The following is a 15,350-nucleotide window of genomic DNA, read 5'->3' on the forward strand; positions in this document are numbered from 1 at the left end:
ATGCTGGATCAGGGCGCTAAGATCTCGACTCGAACCGAATGTTCAGATCGTGCCCCGGCAGCGCCGACAATAGCGACTTGAGGCCGCTCCGCAAGACGGCCAAGCGCTGCTTTACTCATCTCGCTTCAGCTTTGCCAACCCCGCGAAGGGCGATTCCGATCCCGGCTCGGCCGCCGGCGCATCAAAGTTGACTCCCGGCTTGCGCGGATAGGGATCAAGCGCCAGCGCCAGGAATTCGAGCGTGACGGTGCCGAGATCGATGACGCCGTCATGGATAGGCTCGGGCGGATCCTCCTCGTTGAGCAGCACCTCGATGTCGATCTCGGCGTCATCTCTCTCGCCACGGCGGGAGGCCGCGCTGGTCTCGTCCTCGGGCGCGAAGTCGAGCTTCACCGGTACGTCGAGCTTCACCGGGAACGGGTCGAGCGTGACAACGCAGGTCTGGTGCAGCCGCGCCGCGATGCGGCCCTCCAGCTTCACCCTGTCGCCATTGCGCGAGAGGAGATAGCGCGCCTCCAGCGCTTCGAGCGAGGCGAGGCCCAGCATCGCGGAGATCGCCGAGAGCCGGCTCTCTTCAGCGCGGACGACAACCTCGCTGCCGCGCTGGCGGATGGTCTCGACGCGGAGCGGATGGCTCAGCGGCAGGGAGGGTGGGTGATCAGACATGGCTCGCCTCCTGACCCGAAAAATCCTGCCCGCCCAAGGTCGGGAACAGGTCCTCCCGACTGAGGATAGCGTCGAGGTCCATCTGCGCCAGATAGCCCTGGGCCACGCGGATATGGGCTGCAAGCGCGGCTGCGCCTTCCGGCGCGCAGGCGTTGCGCCCGAGCGCCTCAGCCAGCATCTGCGTGCCTGGTGCCACCAAAGCCGCCTCATAGGCCTGCACGCGGCCATAGAACATCTGGCCGATCTTCTTCATGTGCTTGGGCACGGCGACGTCGCTGATGCCACCGTTGCGGAAGCCGAGCTCCAGATAGGCGAAGCAGGCGTCGACCAACTCCTGCGCCAGATCGGAGGCGGGGGGCGGCAATTCACGCAGGCGCCGCAGCACCAGCAAGGCATGCAGCGTGAGCGATTCGAAACGGCCCTCGAAACTGTCGGGAATTCCGCCTTCGCCATAGAGCTGAGGCCGTCGCGACGCTTCGGCGACGCGCCCGAACAACGCATCCACAGAGGCTCGCCGACTGGCGCGCTTGCCGAACAATCCGAAAATCAACTGTTTGCCTGCGCCCCACGTTGCCGCGGGCGTCCTCGCCTTGCCAAAGCCATGCTCGGGCGTTACGCCAAGCCCTACCCTTTTGACAAGCGGCTTGGATCATCCGAGCCGTGCTCGCCTTTGGATCGTGCCGGCATGACCCTTCTGACCCGCCGCACGGCTCTGCTCGGAGCCCTTGCGACCTCGTCCCTGTTGCTGGCCGGCTGCGGCCCCGATGCCGGCGGTTTCGTTCTACCGACGTCCGCGGGCCTGAACGAGACTTTCGCCCGCGGCTTCGTGATGGATGACGGGCTGATCGCGCAGGTGAAGCCCGGCATGGATGTGCAGGCCGTGCTGCAACTGCTCGGCACACCCTCGACGACCTCGACCGTCGGCAACCGCACCTTCTACTATATCAGCCAGACGATGCGCCGCCGCGTCCAGTTCATGGACCCGCAGGTCATCGATCAGCAGGTGCTGGTGATCTATTTCAACAAGGGCTTCAAGGTGGAGCGCATTGCCCGCTACGGGCTGCAGGACGGCGTGATCTTCGACTTCATCAGCCGCACCACCCCGGCGGGCGGCGAGGAGCAGAGCTTCCTGCGCAACCTGTTCAAGGGCGTCACCAAGTTCAACCCGCTGGGCTAAGCTCTCCCGATCAGCTCCCAAAAGAAAAACCCCGCGGCCGGCGCCGCGGGGTTTTTCATATGTGCTGTCGCGCCTGTCACCCTGCCGTGCCCGAACGCCGCTCCGGCAGGGTCATCGCCATGACGCCGAGGACCACCAGAGCGAGGCCGGCCCAGGCCGTGGGGCTCAATGTCTCGCCGAGGAAGACGAGGCCGATGGCGACGCCGATCGGCACACGCAGATACGCCACGGCCGTCGTGCCGACCGAGCCGAGCGTGCGGATCAGCCGGAAATAGATGGCGAAGGCGAGCGCGGTCGAAACCACCGACAGGGCGAGAAGCGCGAGTAGGGACTCGGTGGACGGCGCCAATGTCCAGGGCCGGTCGACGACGAGTGCTGCCGGGATCAGCAGCGCCGTACCGGCCAGCATCGAGCCCGCTGCCGGCAGAAGCGGGTCCATGCCCGTGAAGTGACGGCCAAAGAGCGCGGCGCAGGCATAGGCGACAGTGGCCGCGATGATGGCGAGCTGCGGCAGAACGGCACCGCCGAGCCCGGTGAAGGCATCGACACCGACGATCAGCGTGATGCCGGCGAGGCCTGCTGCGACGCCGAGGCCCTTGCGCCAGTCTGGTCGCTTCATGGGAGCGAGCACCAGAGAGATCAGGAAGACGAAGACTGGGGTCGTGCCGTTGAGGATCGAGGCGAGACCGGCGTCGACGCTCTTTTCCGCCCAGGCGATCAGGGTGAAGGGGAAGACGCTGTTGAGCAGAGCCTGGGTCGTGAAGCGCCGCCATGCGGTCCGGTCCCGCGGCATCCGCAAGCCCCGCCAGCGGATGACGGCGAGCAGGATCAGCCCGGCGATCAGCGTGCGGGCCGCGATCAGGGTCAGCGGCGGGATGGTCTCGACGCCGACCTTGATGAAGCTGTAGGAGCCGCCCCAGAGCGTGGCGAGCGTGAGCAAAAGGACGAGCTCGGTGGCGCGGTTGGTGGAGGCAGGGGTTTCGAGCGTTTGCGTGGACATGGTCTCTTCCTCAATTCGGCGAGACCATGCCATCAATGCCGCGCGACAGCAGGCGGCAACACTACGCTCTCGGCCGTAACTTTCGCACCCAGTCCGACAGCTTTCGAAGTTGATTCAAGCCGGGCGCGCAGAGCGTTGCCGGAAAAGGAAAACCCGCGGCTCTCGCCGCGGGCTTTCCGTCTCTTGGAGATACCTTCGATCAGCTATGCGCCAGGATCGCCAGCAGCAGGAGCGCGATGATGTTGGTGATCTTGATCGCGGGGTTCACGGCGGGGCCCGCCGTGTCCTTGTAGGGGTCGCCGACGGTGTCGCCCGTCACCGAAGCCTTGTGGGCATCCGAGCCCTTGAGGTGGCGCACGCCGTCCTTGTCGACGAAGCCGTCCTCGAAGCTCTTCTTGGCGTTGTCCCAGGCGCCGCCGCCCGAGGTCATCGAGATCGCGACGAAAATGCCGGTGACGATGACGCCCATCAGCATGGCGCCGAGGGAGGCGAAGGCGTTGTTCTTGCCGGCGATCGCGTAGATCACGAAATAGGTCACGATCGGCGCCAGCACCGGCAGCAGCGAGGGCACGACCATTTCCTTGATCGCGGCCTTGGTCAGCAGATCCACCGCACGCGCGTAATCGGGCCGCTCCGTGCCTTGCATGATGCCCGGCTTCTCGCGGAACTGCCGGCGCACCTCTTCGACCACCGAGCCTGCCGCGCGCCCGACCGCCGTCATGCCCATGCCGCCGAAGAGGAAGGGGATCAGGCCGCCGAGCAGCAAGCCGACGACGACGTAGGGGTTCGACAGGGAGAAGTCGACCGTGACACCCTTGAAGTACTGGAAGGCCGTGCTGCCGGCCTTGTTGGCCTCGGAGATGAAGAAATTCAGGTCCGAGGTATAGGCCGCGAAGAGCACAAGTGCGCCGAGGCCGGCCGAGCCGATGGCATAGCCCTTGGTGACCGCCTTGGTGGTGTTGCCGACGGCGTCGAGCGCGTCGGTGGAGTGGCGCACCTCCTTGGGCAGGCCCGCCATCTCGGCGATGCCGCCGGCATTGTCCGTCACCGGGCCGAAGGCATCGAGCGCCACGACCACGCCGGCCAGAGCCAACATGGCGGTGGTGGCGATGGCGATGCCGAAGAGGCCGGCGAGCGTGTAGGAGGCGATGATGCCGGCGATGATCACGATGGTCGGCAGCGCCGTCGATTCCAAGGATACCGCGAGGCCCTGGATGACGTTGGTGCCGTGGCCCGTTACCGAGGCCTGGGCGATGGAGACGACCGGGCGCTTGCCGGTGCCGGTGTAGTATTCGGTGATGACGACGATGAGGAGCGTCACGGCCAGGCCGACCAGCGCGCAGCTGAAGAGCTTGCCCGAGGTAAAGGTGACGTTCTGGACCGTGGTGAAGGAAGCGTCGAAGCCTCCGAACATCAGGTAGTTCACGGCCGCGATCGCTCCGATCGAGAGCACGCCGGCAGCGATGAAGCCCTTGTAGAGCGCCCCCATGATCGACTGGTTGGCGCCGAGCTTCACGAAGAAGGTGCCGATGATCGAGGTGACGATGCAGGCCGCGCCGATCGCCATGGGATAGAGCATCATCGTGCCGAGCACCGGCTGGCCGGCGAAGAAGATCGCGGCAAGGACCATCGTCGCGACCAGCGTCACCGCATAGGTCTCGAACAGGTCGGCGGCCATGCCGGCGCAGTCGCCGACATTGTCGCCGACATTGTCGGCGATGGTCGCCGGGTTGCGCGGATCATCCTCCGGGATGCCGGCCTCGACCTTGCCGACGAGGTCGGCGCCAACATCGGCGCCCTTGGTGAAGATGCCGCCGCCGAGACGGGCGAAGATCGAGATCAGCGAGGCACCGAAACCGAGCGCCACCAGCGAATCGATCACCGTGCGGCTGGAGGGCTGGAAGCCGAGCCAGGAGGTCAGGACGCCGTAGTAGACGGCGACGCCGAGCAGGGCGAGGCCTGCGACGAGCATGCCGGTGACCGCACCCGCCTTGAAAGCGACGTCGAGGCCTTCTCCAAGCGACTGCATCGCGGCCTGAGCCGTGCGGACGTTCGCGCGCACCGATACGTTCATGCCGATGAAGCCGGCCGCGCCGGAGAGCACGGCGCCGATCAGGAAGCCGACAGCCACCCATTTGCCGAGCAGCCAGGCGAGCGCAATGAAAAGAACGACGCCGACCATGGCGATGGTCACGTATTGGCGCTTGAGATAGGCCTGCGCGCCCTCGGCCACCGCGCCGGAAATCTCCTGCATGCGCTGGTTGCCGGCATCGCGCTTCATGACGTCGCCATAGGCCCAGATGCCGTAGGCTATCGACAGCGCACTCAATATAATGATGAGAAGCAGAGCTGACATTCGTTTTCCTGACCTTGGTGCTTCCGAGCCGTCGGGAGCGTTGTCGCTCCGCTTTTGCAGCATTGGACGTCAGCCAACGAAAAAACGGGCCCTGAAGACTATAGGCCCGCCTCGCGTCGCCAGTGTCAGGCGAATTTGTGGCAAGTTTCGACGGAGAGCGCAAACGCTGTGTTTGCGTTTTGGTCCAGTTGGAAGCTTGCTGCACAGCCGGCGCGGCAGCGCCTGCCCCAAGGGCCGCGCGAAGCGCGTTCTAAAGGCGCCCTCCGGGCAGTTGGCTGGCCTGCTTCACCCAGTCGGCGAGCCGGGATTCATCGAGCTCGTCGCGCTCGTGGATGTCGAAGTAACGGGTCTCAGGATGCTTTGAGGTGCCGGGTGGAATCGGCTCCAGCGCAGTGCCGCGGAAGAAGGTCAGCTTCACGTATCGGGTGAAGCAGTGGAAGCTGAGGAACCAGCCCTGCCCCGCCAGCCCATAGAACGGCGAATTCCATTTCACGGCCTTGCGGACATCCGGCACCGTCCGGACGACGAGGGCGTCCAGGCGTCGGCCGAGTTCGCTCTTCCAGCCGGGCATGGCGGCGATATAGGCCTGTACGGGCTCGTCGCCATCGCCCTTGGCTATTTGAGGATTGCCGCCGGACAATAAGACGACACCGGATGATGGAGGAGATCGTTCGGCCATGCGCTCGCTCCTGATCTCCCTGTCGATGCTGCCTTCCGTCAGAGCGCGAAGTCCCGATTCACGTTCTTGTAGAGCAGGTAGCAGGCGTCGCCATGGCCAGTCGGGTAGAACTGCTGGGGGCAAAAGCCGCCCATCCAGATGAAGTCCCGCTCCCAGATCTCGTGCCAGTCCTGATCCAGGAAATAGAGCCCCTGCCCTTCGAGCATGTAGAGGCCGTGCTCCATCACATGGGTCTCGACCGCCGGGAAGCAGACGCCCGGCTTGAACCACATCAGGTTCATCTCGAAGTCGAAACGCATGTCGCCATAGGGCAGCAGGAACTGAAAGCCTCGCCCCTCCATGCCGGTGTGATTCGTCATCGGCACGGCGTCGCGATGCGAGAGAATCGGCTCCGGCACCGCCAGGCCCGCGGCGAGCTCATAGCTCTTGCGCAAGGCCAGCACGCGGGCCGGACCAGTCGATTCGTTGTGCAGGGTGAAGGGCGACGCCGGCGGCAGATAGGCGAATCCGCCCTCCGTCAGCGGCTTCGGAGCGCCGCCCGCGATCCCGAAGGCGACCTCGCCGGAGAGGACGTAGAAGAAGTGCTGCACGCCCTCCTCGGCGAAGGAGGCCGGTGTGCCGCCGCCGGGGGCGATTTCGAGGACGTATTGGGCGAAGGCAGCGCCGAGAACAGGCGCCGCCAGGACGCGTACGACAGTGTCCCGATATTGCGGCAGGCGGCTGATCAGCACGCCTTCGGGCGGCATGAAGGCGTAGTTCGGCCGCACGATACCGCGGTTATGGCCGATCGCGCCGGGAGGCACGCGGCCGGTGGCGGGCGGAAAGGTGCGGTCGTTCATGGTGTCGTCTCCGGCAAGGCCCCGCGCGCTCAGACTGCGGCCGGGCGCTGGAAACGTTGCCATGCCACCATCAGAAGCGCGAGCGCAACCGGCGGGAAGACGAGCCAGTTGACGGTCTCCCAGCCGCCATGGCTCAGCAGGCCGCCGGCCGAGAAGGAGGCGATGGCGACCGAGCCGAAGACGAGGAAGTCGTTGGCCGCCTGCACCTTCACCCGCTCCTCGGGTCGGTAGCAGTCCGTTACCATGGCCGTGGCGCCGATGAAGCCGAAGTTCCAACCGACGCCGAGCAGGATCAGCACCACCCAGAAATGCGCGACGGTCAGGCCGGTGAGCCCCACCACGGCCGCGAGCGCCGTCAGCGCCAAGCCTGCCACGGTCACGGTTCCCTTGCCGAAGCGCGCGATCAGCCTGCCGGTGAAGAAGCTCGGCCCGAACATCGAGAGCACATGCCACTGGATGCCGAGCGCGGCATCGCCGACCGAATGGCCGCAGGCGACCATCGCCATCGGCGCCGCCGTCATGACGAAGCTCATCAGCCCGTAGGCGACGAGCGCGGCCGTAACAGAGGCTATGAACTTGGGTTGGCGCATGATCTCGCCGAGCGGGCGGCCGCCGTCGGCATGGACGACCGGGACAGGCGGCGCGCGCAGCTGCGAGACGATGAAGATCGCCAGCAGCGCGAGGCAGCCCTGCGCGAGGAAGCTCGCGGCAAAGGGCGCGGCCGGGGTGAGATCGCGCGTCCAGTAGACCGATTGCGGGCCGATAACGCCCGCGGCCAGCCCGCCGACCATGACCCAGGAGATGGCGCGCGGGCGGAAGCTCTCGCTCGCCGTATCTGCAGCGGCGAACCTGTAGCTCTGTACGAAAGAGCCGTAGAGGCCGCAGATGAAAGTCCCGAGGCAGAAAAGCCAGAACAGCCGGAGCGTCGCGCCGCCGGCGGCGAGGCTCGCGCCGGATGCCCCGATCAGCGCGCCGATGAGATAACCACTGCGGCGGCCGAGCCGGCGCATCACGATGGCGGCCGGAATGACGCCGGTGGCGATGCCGAGCTGCAACAGACTGACCGGCACCGTCGCGAAGGCTTTATCCGCTACGAGCTGTGCGCCGACGATGCCTCCAAGCGAGATGATGATCGCCGGATTGGCGCCGCCGAGTGCCTGTGCGCCGGCAAGCACCAGCGCGTTGCGCTTGGCAAGCCGATCGCCGTCGAGGGGCTGAACGTGCTGGTTCATCACAATGCCGCCTTGCGGCCGCGTGATGCGCCGCTTTCAGAAATGCGAGAAGGAACCGTTTGCGAAGCTCACCGCCTCGCCCTTCGCGCCATACGTCACCTTGCCGGCCTCGGCTGCAACCCTGCCGATGGGCGTCAGCGGAATGGTCTTCTCCGCAGCCGCCGCGATCAGGGCAGGATATTCCCTTTCCGATGCCGTGCAGAGAATTTCGTAGTCGTCTCCGCCGGTCCAGGCCAGTTCCGCCAATGCGGGATCGGCCATGATCGCGGCGCGGGCCGCGGGCGACAGCGGCAAGGCATCGAGATCGATCTCAGCCCCGGCTTTCGAGGCCTTCAGAAGCTTGGCGAGATCGCCGACGAGACCGTCCGAAACGTCCATGGCGGCCGAGGCATGACGCTGGAGCGTTTCTGCCAGCGCGAGGCGCGGGCGAGGATGTAGATAGCGATCAGCGAGGAAGGCGCGATGATCGGCATCGAGCCCGGCGACCCAGCCCGGCCTCTCGGGGCCATGGACCTTCAGACCCAGCGCGCCGTCGCCGATGGTGCCGGAGACGAGCACGACGTCGCCCGGCTTCGCACCGGAGCGCGGCACCATGCGCCCTGCCGGAACCGAGCCGAAGGCGGTGATCGAGATCGTCAACGGGCCGGGCGTCGAGACGGTGTCGCCACCGATCAGGGGACAGCCCTCCGCCCCAGCCAGGCGCGCAAGGCCAGCGGTGAAATCGGCGAGCCACCCCTCCGTCCAGCCGCGCGGCAAGGCGAGCGTCAGGACGAAACCCTCGGGCTTTGCCCCCTTCGCGGCGAGATCGGAGAGATTGACCGCGAGCGCCTTCCAGCCGATCGAGGCCGGCGGATCGTCGGGGAAGAAGTGCACGCCGGCGACCAGCGCGTCCACCGTGACGACGACCTCATAGCCGCGTCCTGGCCGCAGCAGCGCGGCATCGTCGAGAAGGCCCAGGCCCCCCGGCCCGGCGATCGGCGCGAAATAGCGGGCGATCAGCTCGAACTCGCCGGGGCGGCTGGGTTCCGTCATCAGGCCGCCGGCACGTCGAACTCGTCGGCGCGGAAATCGCGCGCCATCCGGTCGAGCACGGCGTTGATCATGCCGATCTCCTCGCCCTCGTAGAAGGCGCGCGCGACAGCGACATATTCGGAGATCACGGCACGGGCCGGCACGTCCTTGCGGAAGGCGAGCTCGTAGGCGCCGGCGCGGAAGATCGCCCGCACCACGGCCTCGACGCGCTTCAGCGGCCAGCCCTTGGCGAGGAGTTCGTCGACCGAGCGGTCGACGAGGCGTTGCTCGCGCACGACGCCGCCAAGGATGTCACGGAAGAAGGCGATCTCAGCCTTCGGTAGCTCGATGTCCTCGACTTCCTTGCCGATCCAGAATGCCTCGAACTCGGCCATGGCCTCGACGACGCCGCGCCCGCCGATTTCCATCTCGTAGAGCGCCTGCACGACCGAGAGCCGCGCGCCGCGCCGCATCTCGGCGCGGCTCATTGCGAAGACTCCGTCAGGGAGCGCTTGTAGCGCAGGACGGAGAGCGCCGCTTCCGCCGCACCGCCGCCCTTGTCCATCTCGGAACGGTTGGCGCGGGCCCAGGCCTGCGCATCGTTCTCGACGGTCAGGATGCCGTTGCCGAGCGGCAGGGCGAAGGCGACCGACAGGTCCATCAGCGCGCGCGAACTCTCGCCGGCGACGATGTCGTAATGGCCCGTCTCGCCACGGATGACGGTGCCGAGCGCGACCACCGCCTCATAGGGATCGACAGCCTCGTCGGCGGCGCGCAGGCCGATGACGATGGCCGAAGGGATCTCCAGCGCGCCGGGAACGGTGACGATGTCGACGCGGCAACCTGCCTTCTCCAGCACTGCGGTTGCGCCGGCCAGCAATTCGTCGGCAAGCTTGTCGTAGAAGCGCGCCTCGACCACGAGCACGCGGGCGCCCTCGATGTCGAGCGCGGGAGTTGCGGCCTTGTCGGCCGATATCTGCCGGGGTCCGGCCATTTCTTGAAATCCTTCTTGGAATGTCAGGGGCTGGTTACCCCTGCGGGCGCGCCTCTGCAAGCCGCGCGGCATAACGGGCCATCAGATCGACTTCGAGATGGATGGGATCGCCCTCCCTGCGCTCGCCCCAAGTGGTGACGGAGAGCGAATGCGGGATCAGCAGCACGGTGAAGACGTCGTCATCGACCGTGTTGACCGTCAGCGAAGTGCCGTCCAGGCAAATCGAGCCCTTCACAGCGATGAAGCGCTTCAGTTGTTCGGGCGCCCGGATGTGGAAGCGGGCCGTCGCGCCCCAGGGCTCGTCCGGATCGGGCGCGATCTGGTCGATCTTCAGGATGCGGGCGACGCCGTCGACATGGCCGGTGACGAGATGGCCGCCGAGCTCCTCGCCGACCTTCAGAGAGCGCTCCAGATTGATCGCCGTGCCAGGCTGCCAATCCCCCACCACGGTCTTCGCCAGCGTCTCGGCAGCCGCCTCGACCTGGAAGATGCAGCCGGCCGCGCCGTCGGTGCGGGGCTTCAGCGCGGTCACCGTGAGGCAGACACCGGCGCAGGCGATCGAGGCGCCGATGGCGATGCCTTCCGCCTCGTAGGGGCAGGCGATGGCGAGGCGCTTGAGGCTCGGCCCCTTGCGCTCGGCCTCCACGACCTCGCCGATGGCGGTGACGATGCCGGTGAACATCAGCCTCTCCTCACGAAATGCTCGAAACGGTCCTGGCCGATGGGGCCGGCCTCGACAAGGGCGTATAGATCGGGGTCTGCCAATGCCGCGGCAAGCCCCGGACGCACGGCAACGACGCCGGGCTGCCCCAGCGTTTTCGACGCGGTCGAGACAATGACTTCGTCCGCGAGTCCCGCGAGCACGAGCTTCTCTCCGACGCGAGGACCTCCTTCGGAGAAGACGCGGGTGATGCCGCGCGTCCCCAGCAGCTTCAGTGCCTCGGCGAGATCGAGATGACCGTCCGGCGCTAGCGAGACGCGCATCACCTCGACGCCGGCGGCGACCAGCGCGGCCTCCGGCTCGATGGGGGCAGTCTCGGACGCGATCACCCAGACCGGCACCGCGCCTGCGCTACGCACCAGCTTCGAAGTCAGGGGCAGGCGCAGATGGGTATCGAGGATGACGCGGATCGGCGAACGGGCCGCCATGCCCGGCAGCCTCACCGTGAGTTGCGGATCGTCTGACAGAACGGAGGCGATGCCGAGCATGATCGCGTCGTGATGAGCACGCTGAAGATGGACCCAGCGACCGGCAAGCGGATCGGATATGGCAAGCGGCGTGGGGCCCGGGCCGCCGGCATAGCCGTCCGCCGTGCGGGCGATCTTGAAGGTGACCATCGGACGCCCGAGCGTGATGCGCGAGAGATAGCCCCGATGCGCGCGCCGCGCCTCGTCTTCCAGCACGCCGACGGTGACATCTATTCCCGCCGTACGCAGCAACGCATGGCCCAGTCCGGCAATGAAGGGATTGGGATCGGACATCGCCGACACCACGCGCTTTACCCCCGACAGGATGGTGTGCTCCACGCAGGGGATGCCGCCGCGCACCGAGCGATGCGCGCAGGGCTCGAGCGTGACGTAAAGCGTGCCGCCCATGGATCCGGCTCCGGCGCGCGAGAAGGCATGCGCCTCGCCATGCGGCCGGCCTCCCGGCTGGGTGTGGCCGCGCGCGACCACGACGGGGCCATCCGGCGTCTCGCGCGTGATGATGGCGCCGACAGACGGATTGGTCGATGTCGTCCCAAGGCCGCGTGCGCCGTAAGCCAGCGCCTGACGCATGAAGGCGCGGTCTACCGCGCTGGGATCAGTCATCGCCTCTGTGAGCGGGGGCGGCGGTGCCCTCCTCCTCTGCGCCGCCGAGCTGGCCAAGCAGCTCCTCGAAGTCCTTCGCCTCGCGGAAGTTCTTGTAGACCGAGGCGAAGCGGACATAGGCGACGTCGTCGAGAGCCTTCAGCCCTTCCATCACCAGCTCGCCGATGGTCGAACTCGGGACTTCCGCCTCGCCCGAGCTTTCGAGCTGGCGCACGATGCCGTTGACCATGCGTTCGATGCGCTCGGGTGCAACCGGGCGCTTGCGCAGCGCATGCGCGATCGAGGTTTCCAGCTTGTCGCGGTCGAAGGGCGCGCGCCGGCCGGAGCGCTTGACTACCGTCAGTTCGCGCAGCTGCACGCGCTCGAAGGTGGTGAAGCGGCCGCCGCAATCCGGGCAGACGCGGCGCCGCCGGATCGAGGCATGATCGTCTGTCGGACGTGAGTCCTTCACCTGTGTGTCGAGCGAGCCGCAATAGGGACAGCGCATGCGCGAATCCTTCGGGATGCCAGATGGGCGACGACGCCCGGCGCTTCTTTGCCCCAGCGTCGGTTTCCGCACCAGAGGCCATGGCGCCGCTGCTGCTATGCTGCGAGGGCGATGAACCTCGAGGCGCATCGAGGCGACGAACACTCGACCTTCACAGCGAGCGCGGCGGAGCTTCTATCATGGCAGAGAACGAGGGCAACATGGGCGAAGCGTTCGGCGGCCTGGTGCTGCTGGCGTTCGATCTGCTCGATTCCGAGATTTCCCGGTCCCCCGAACGCCTGATCCAGGCGTTCAAGAGCCCCACGCTGCTGAAGGCGGCCGAGAATGCGGTGCTGGGCTTCGCAAAATCCCGCGGTCCTTTCAGCAGCTCACAGCTAACCTCTGAAGAGATCGGGAAGCTGCAATCCTCGGTGATCGGCGGCGTGCAAACGGCCGCGACCGACGCCTACCTCAAGCAGGTCAAGGAGTCGTCGAAGTTCAAGGCGCTCGAAAAGCAGCTGAAGAACTTCGAGGACGCCGCGAAATCATCGGCGATCGGCGTCTGGGTCAACGACAACAAGACCGTTCTCTATGTGGTCGGTGCTGTCCTGTCGGCCGGTGCTGGTGTCGCGCTCTTCGTCACAAAGCCCTCCGGCACGCTCTACGGCATGGGCATCCGGGAGCTGGAGAAGCTGAAGTTCGAGGTGCTGAATGTCGGCGCACTGAAGCTCGGCGTCAGCGGCCTCGTCTTCGACCCCACGGCGAAGCGCTATGGCGGCAAGGTGACCGGCCAGCTGAAATGGGAACAGCTCAAGATTGATCTGTCGCTGCAGGTCGTCACCGCAGGCTTGAAGGCGCCCGAAGTCACCAGTGTCGTCGGAGTGAAATACGGCGTGATCAGCCTGACCGCGGCGAACAAGGTGGACCTGACGAAACCGAAGGTCGACCTCACCCTTAGGCTCAGCGCCACCAAGGATCGCTTCGGTTTGTCCGTTGCCGCCCATCTCAAGGACGACAACGTCACAGGCAGCGCCTCGGCCTCCTACAAGGTCGCCGAGAGCCTGAAGCTGGGCGTCGATCTCAGCCGCAAGAACCGCCCGGATATGGGCGGTCAGACCGAGAACCTGATCATGTTCGAACTCAAGGGCACGTTCCCGTGAGCTCGAAGCATGAAGGCGCGGCTCAGTAGATCGGGAAGCGCGCCGTCAGCGCCTTGACCTTGGCGGTCACGGCCTGTTCGACGGCGGCGTTGCCCTCTTCGCCATTGGCGGCGAGGCCGTCCAGCACCTCGGCGATCAGCTCGCCGACCTGCTTGAACTCGGCGATACCGAAGCCGCGCGAGGTCGCGGCCGGGGTGCCGAGGCGGATACCGGAGGTCGTCATCGGCTTCTCCGGGTCGAAGGGGATGCCGTTCTTGTTGCAGGTGATGTGGGCGCGGCCGAGCGCGGCCTCGGCCGCCTTGCCGGTGATCTTCTTGGAGCGCAGGTCGACCAGCATCAGGTGGTTGTCGGTGCCGCCGGTGACGAGGTCGAAGCCCTTGGACTTCAGCGTCTCGGCCAGCGCCTTGGCGTTGGCCACGACGGCATGGGCGTAGGTCTTGAACTCGGGCTGCAGCGCCTCGAGGAAGGACACCGCCTTGGCTGCGATGACATGCATCAGCGGGCCGCCCTGGATGCCGGGGAAGATCGCGGAGTTGATCTTCTTCGCCAGCGCCTCGTCATTGGTCAGGATCATGCCGCCGCGCGGGCCGCGCAGCGTCTTGTGCGTCGTGGTGGTGACGACATGGGCGTGCGGGAATGGCGAAGGATGCGCGCCGCCGGCGACAAGCCCGGCGAAATGGGCGATGTCGACCATGAAATAGGCGCCGACCTTGTCGGCGATCTCGCGGAAGCGGGCGAAGTCCCAGTGGCGGGCATAGGCCGAGCCGCCGGCGACGATGACCTTCGGCTTGTGCTCGATGGCGAGGCGCTCCATCGCGTCATAGTCGATGATCTGATCGACCACGCAGACGCCGTAGGAGACGACGTTGAACCACTTGCCGGACTGGTTGACCGGCGCGCCGTGGGTCAGGTGCCCGCCGGCGGCGAGGTCGAGGCCCATGAAGGTGTCGCCGGGCTGCATCAGCGCCATGAAGACGCCCTGGTTGGCCTGCGAGCCTGAGTTCGGCTGGACATTGGCGAAGCTGCAGCCGAACAGACGGCAGGCGCGCTCGATGGCGAGCTTCTCGGCGATGTCGACGAACTGGCAGCCGCCATAGTAGCGCCGGCCCGGGTAGCCCTCGGCGTATTTGTTGGTCATCACCGAGCCCTGCGCCTCGAGCACGGCGCGGGAGACGATGTTCTCGGAGGCGATCAGCTCGATCTCGTCGCGCTGGCGACCCAGCTCCAGGTCGATCGCGCGGGCGATCTCGGGATCGGCATCATGCAGCGAAGCACCGAAGAAGGAGTTCGAGAGGTGCTTGTCCAGCGCGGCTTCGGTCATGTCCGGCTCCTGATGAATGCGGCGGGCCATGGGCTCTACGCCGTTGCGGCGTCCCCTACCATGCGGCGGGGGGCTGTCCAAGCGATAGATGGCCAGAAGCTCCGCGCAGCCTCCTCCGACGACGGAATCAACTTCTCCGCCGCTGCCGCGAGGGCTTGATTTCCGCGACTCGCTGCGACTGCGACGGGCGGTAGACGAGCGGTCCTCGCGATGCCGTCTTCAGAAGGCTCCGGAAGGTCGGGCATTCGAGGTGAGTCGGGGCCGGACAGTCGGCAACGTGACGCAGGGCATCCCGCAGTGTTCTCAGGCCAAGGATCTGGCGTTGCAGTTCGTTGGCCTTGGCGCGCAATCGTTCGCGCGGAATGTCGGGCTGATCATTCTTTCCGAACATGCCGGCGATCTCGTCCAAGGAAAAGCCGGCGATCTTGCCGAGACCAACCAGCGACAGCTTTAGGAGAACGTCAGGGTCGAACTGCCGCCGCAGCCCGCGCCGGCCCTCCGAGCGGATCAGCCCGATTTCCTCATAGTAACGCAGCGTCGAGGGCGGGACCCCGGAGCGCTCCGCGACCTCGCCGATATCCAGCAGTTTCATGCTTGACCTCAAGTTGACTTGAATTCGTACGCTCTGCCGGGCCGA

Annotated in this window: 17 protein-coding genes; 2 read left to right on the plus strand and 15 right to left on the minus strand. The window is 66.4% G+C overall.

Annotated features, from left to right (window positions below):
* Positions 1 to 111: 111 nt before the first annotated feature.
* Positions 112 to 666: a YceD family protein gene (locus BoBH3_RS20275; RefSeq protein ID WP_262332669.1), complete on the minus strand. Its 555-nt coding sequence runs from the start codon at positions 664 to 666 to the stop codon at positions 112 to 114.
* On the minus strand, positions 659 to 1,171 hold the full coding sequence (locus BoBH3_RS20280) for a ubiquinol-cytochrome C chaperone family protein (RefSeq protein WP_262332670.1): 513 nt from the start codon (positions 1,169 to 1,171) through the stop codon (positions 659 to 661). The genes BoBH3_RS20275 and BoBH3_RS20280 overlap by 8 nt, the downstream gene beginning before the upstream one ends.
* A gap of 180 nt (positions 1,172 to 1,351) precedes the next feature.
* Here BoBH3_RS20280 and BoBH3_RS20285 point away from each other — a divergent pair, with 180 nt between their 5' ends.
* Positions 1,352 to 1,843, plus strand: coding sequence for an outer membrane protein assembly factor BamE (locus tag BoBH3_RS20285; RefSeq protein WP_262332671.1), 492 nt, complete (start codon positions 1,352 to 1,354; stop codon positions 1,841 to 1,843).
* Positions 1,844 to 1,919: 76 nt separating this feature from the next.
* Here BoBH3_RS20285 and BoBH3_RS20290 read toward each other — a convergent pair whose 3' ends face one another.
* The 11 genes from BoBH3_RS20290 to nrdR all read right to left on the minus strand — a co-directional run bounded on the left by BoBH3_RS20290 (position 1,920) and on the right by nrdR (position 12,253).
* Positions 1,920 to 2,843, minus strand: a complete 924-nt coding sequence (locus BoBH3_RS20290; protein WP_262332672.1) for a DMT family transporter — start codon at positions 2,841 to 2,843, stop codon at positions 1,920 to 1,922.
* Positions 2,844 to 3,042: 199 nt separating this feature from the next.
* Entirely contained in the window at positions 3,043 to 5,199 is a 2,157-nt protein-coding gene (locus BoBH3_RS20295; RefSeq protein ID WP_262332673.1) for a sodium-translocating pyrophosphatase, read from the minus strand.
* 250 nt (positions 5,200 to 5,449) lie between these two features.
* Entirely contained in the window at positions 5,450 to 5,878 is a 429-nt protein-coding gene (locus tag BoBH3_RS20300) for a DUF1801 domain-containing protein (protein ID WP_262332674.1), read from the minus strand.
* 38 nt (positions 5,879 to 5,916) lie between these two features.
* Entirely contained in the window at positions 5,917 to 6,717 is an 801-nt protein-coding gene (gene allE / locus BoBH3_RS20305) for a (S)-ureidoglycine aminohydrolase (RefSeq protein ID WP_262332675.1), read from the minus strand.
* 29 nt (positions 6,718 to 6,746) lie between these two features.
* Complete coding sequence (locus BoBH3_RS20310; protein ID WP_262332676.1) at positions 6,747 to 7,949, minus strand: MFS transporter; 1,203 nt, start codon at positions 7,947 to 7,949, stop codon at positions 6,747 to 6,749.
* 36 nt (positions 7,950 to 7,985) lie between these two features.
* Positions 7,986 to 8,981, minus strand: coding sequence for a thiamine-phosphate kinase (thiL, locus tag BoBH3_RS20315; RefSeq protein WP_262332677.1), 996 nt, complete (start codon positions 8,979 to 8,981; stop codon positions 7,986 to 7,988).
* On the minus strand, positions 8,981 to 9,448 hold the full coding sequence (gene nusB / locus BoBH3_RS20320) for a transcription antitermination factor NusB (RefSeq protein WP_262332678.1): 468 nt from the start codon (positions 9,446 to 9,448) through the stop codon (positions 8,981 to 8,983). Before nusB ends, thiL begins: the two co-directional genes overlap by 1 nt.
* Positions 9,445 to 9,954: a 6,7-dimethyl-8-ribityllumazine synthase gene (ribH, locus tag BoBH3_RS20325; RefSeq protein WP_262332679.1), complete on the minus strand. Its 510-nt coding sequence runs from the start codon at positions 9,952 to 9,954 to the stop codon at positions 9,445 to 9,447. The genes nusB and ribH overlap by 4 nt, the downstream gene beginning before the upstream one ends.
* A 34-nt stretch (positions 9,955 to 9,988) precedes the next feature.
* On the minus strand, positions 9,989 to 10,636 hold the full coding sequence (locus BoBH3_RS20330; RefSeq protein ID WP_262332680.1) for a riboflavin synthase: 648 nt from the start codon (positions 10,634 to 10,636) through the stop codon (positions 9,989 to 9,991).
* Entirely contained in the window at positions 10,636 to 11,766 is a 1,131-nt protein-coding gene (gene ribD, locus BoBH3_RS20335) for a bifunctional diaminohydroxyphosphoribosylaminopyrimidine deaminase/5-amino-6-(5-phosphoribosylamino)uracil reductase RibD (protein WP_262332681.1), read from the minus strand. Before ribD ends, BoBH3_RS20330 begins: the two co-directional genes overlap by 1 nt.
* Positions 11,759 to 12,253: a transcriptional regulator NrdR gene (nrdR, locus tag BoBH3_RS20340; RefSeq protein WP_262332682.1), complete on the minus strand. Its 495-nt coding sequence runs from the start codon at positions 12,251 to 12,253 to the stop codon at positions 11,759 to 11,761. The genes ribD and nrdR overlap by 8 nt, the downstream gene beginning before the upstream one ends.
* A 23-nt stretch (positions 12,254 to 12,276) precedes the next feature.
* Here nrdR and BoBH3_RS20345 point away from each other — a divergent pair, with 23 nt between their 5' ends.
* Positions 12,277 to 13,392, plus strand: a complete 1,116-nt coding sequence (locus BoBH3_RS20345) for a hypothetical protein (protein ID WP_262332683.1) — start codon at positions 12,277 to 12,279, stop codon at positions 13,390 to 13,392.
* 22 nt (positions 13,393 to 13,414) lie between these two features.
* Here the strand turns inward: BoBH3_RS20345 and glyA are convergent, their stop codons facing one another.
* Together glyA and BoBH3_RS20355 are read right to left on the minus strand one after the other, a co-directional pair.
* Complete coding sequence (gene glyA, locus BoBH3_RS20350) at positions 13,415 to 14,713, minus strand: serine hydroxymethyltransferase (RefSeq protein WP_262332684.1); 1,299 nt, start codon at positions 14,711 to 14,713, stop codon at positions 13,415 to 13,417.
* A 127-nt stretch (positions 14,714 to 14,840) separates the two neighbouring features.
* Positions 14,841 to 15,305: a helix-turn-helix domain-containing protein gene (locus tag BoBH3_RS20355; protein WP_262332685.1), complete on the minus strand. Its 465-nt coding sequence runs from the start codon at positions 15,303 to 15,305 to the stop codon at positions 14,841 to 14,843.
* Positions 15,306 to 15,350 lie beyond the last annotated feature (45 nt).

The sequence above is a fragment of the Allobosea sp. BH3 genome (genome assembly GCF_025499465.1).
Classification (GTDB): Bacteria; Pseudomonadota; Alphaproteobacteria; order Rhizobiales; family Beijerinckiaceae; genus Allobosea.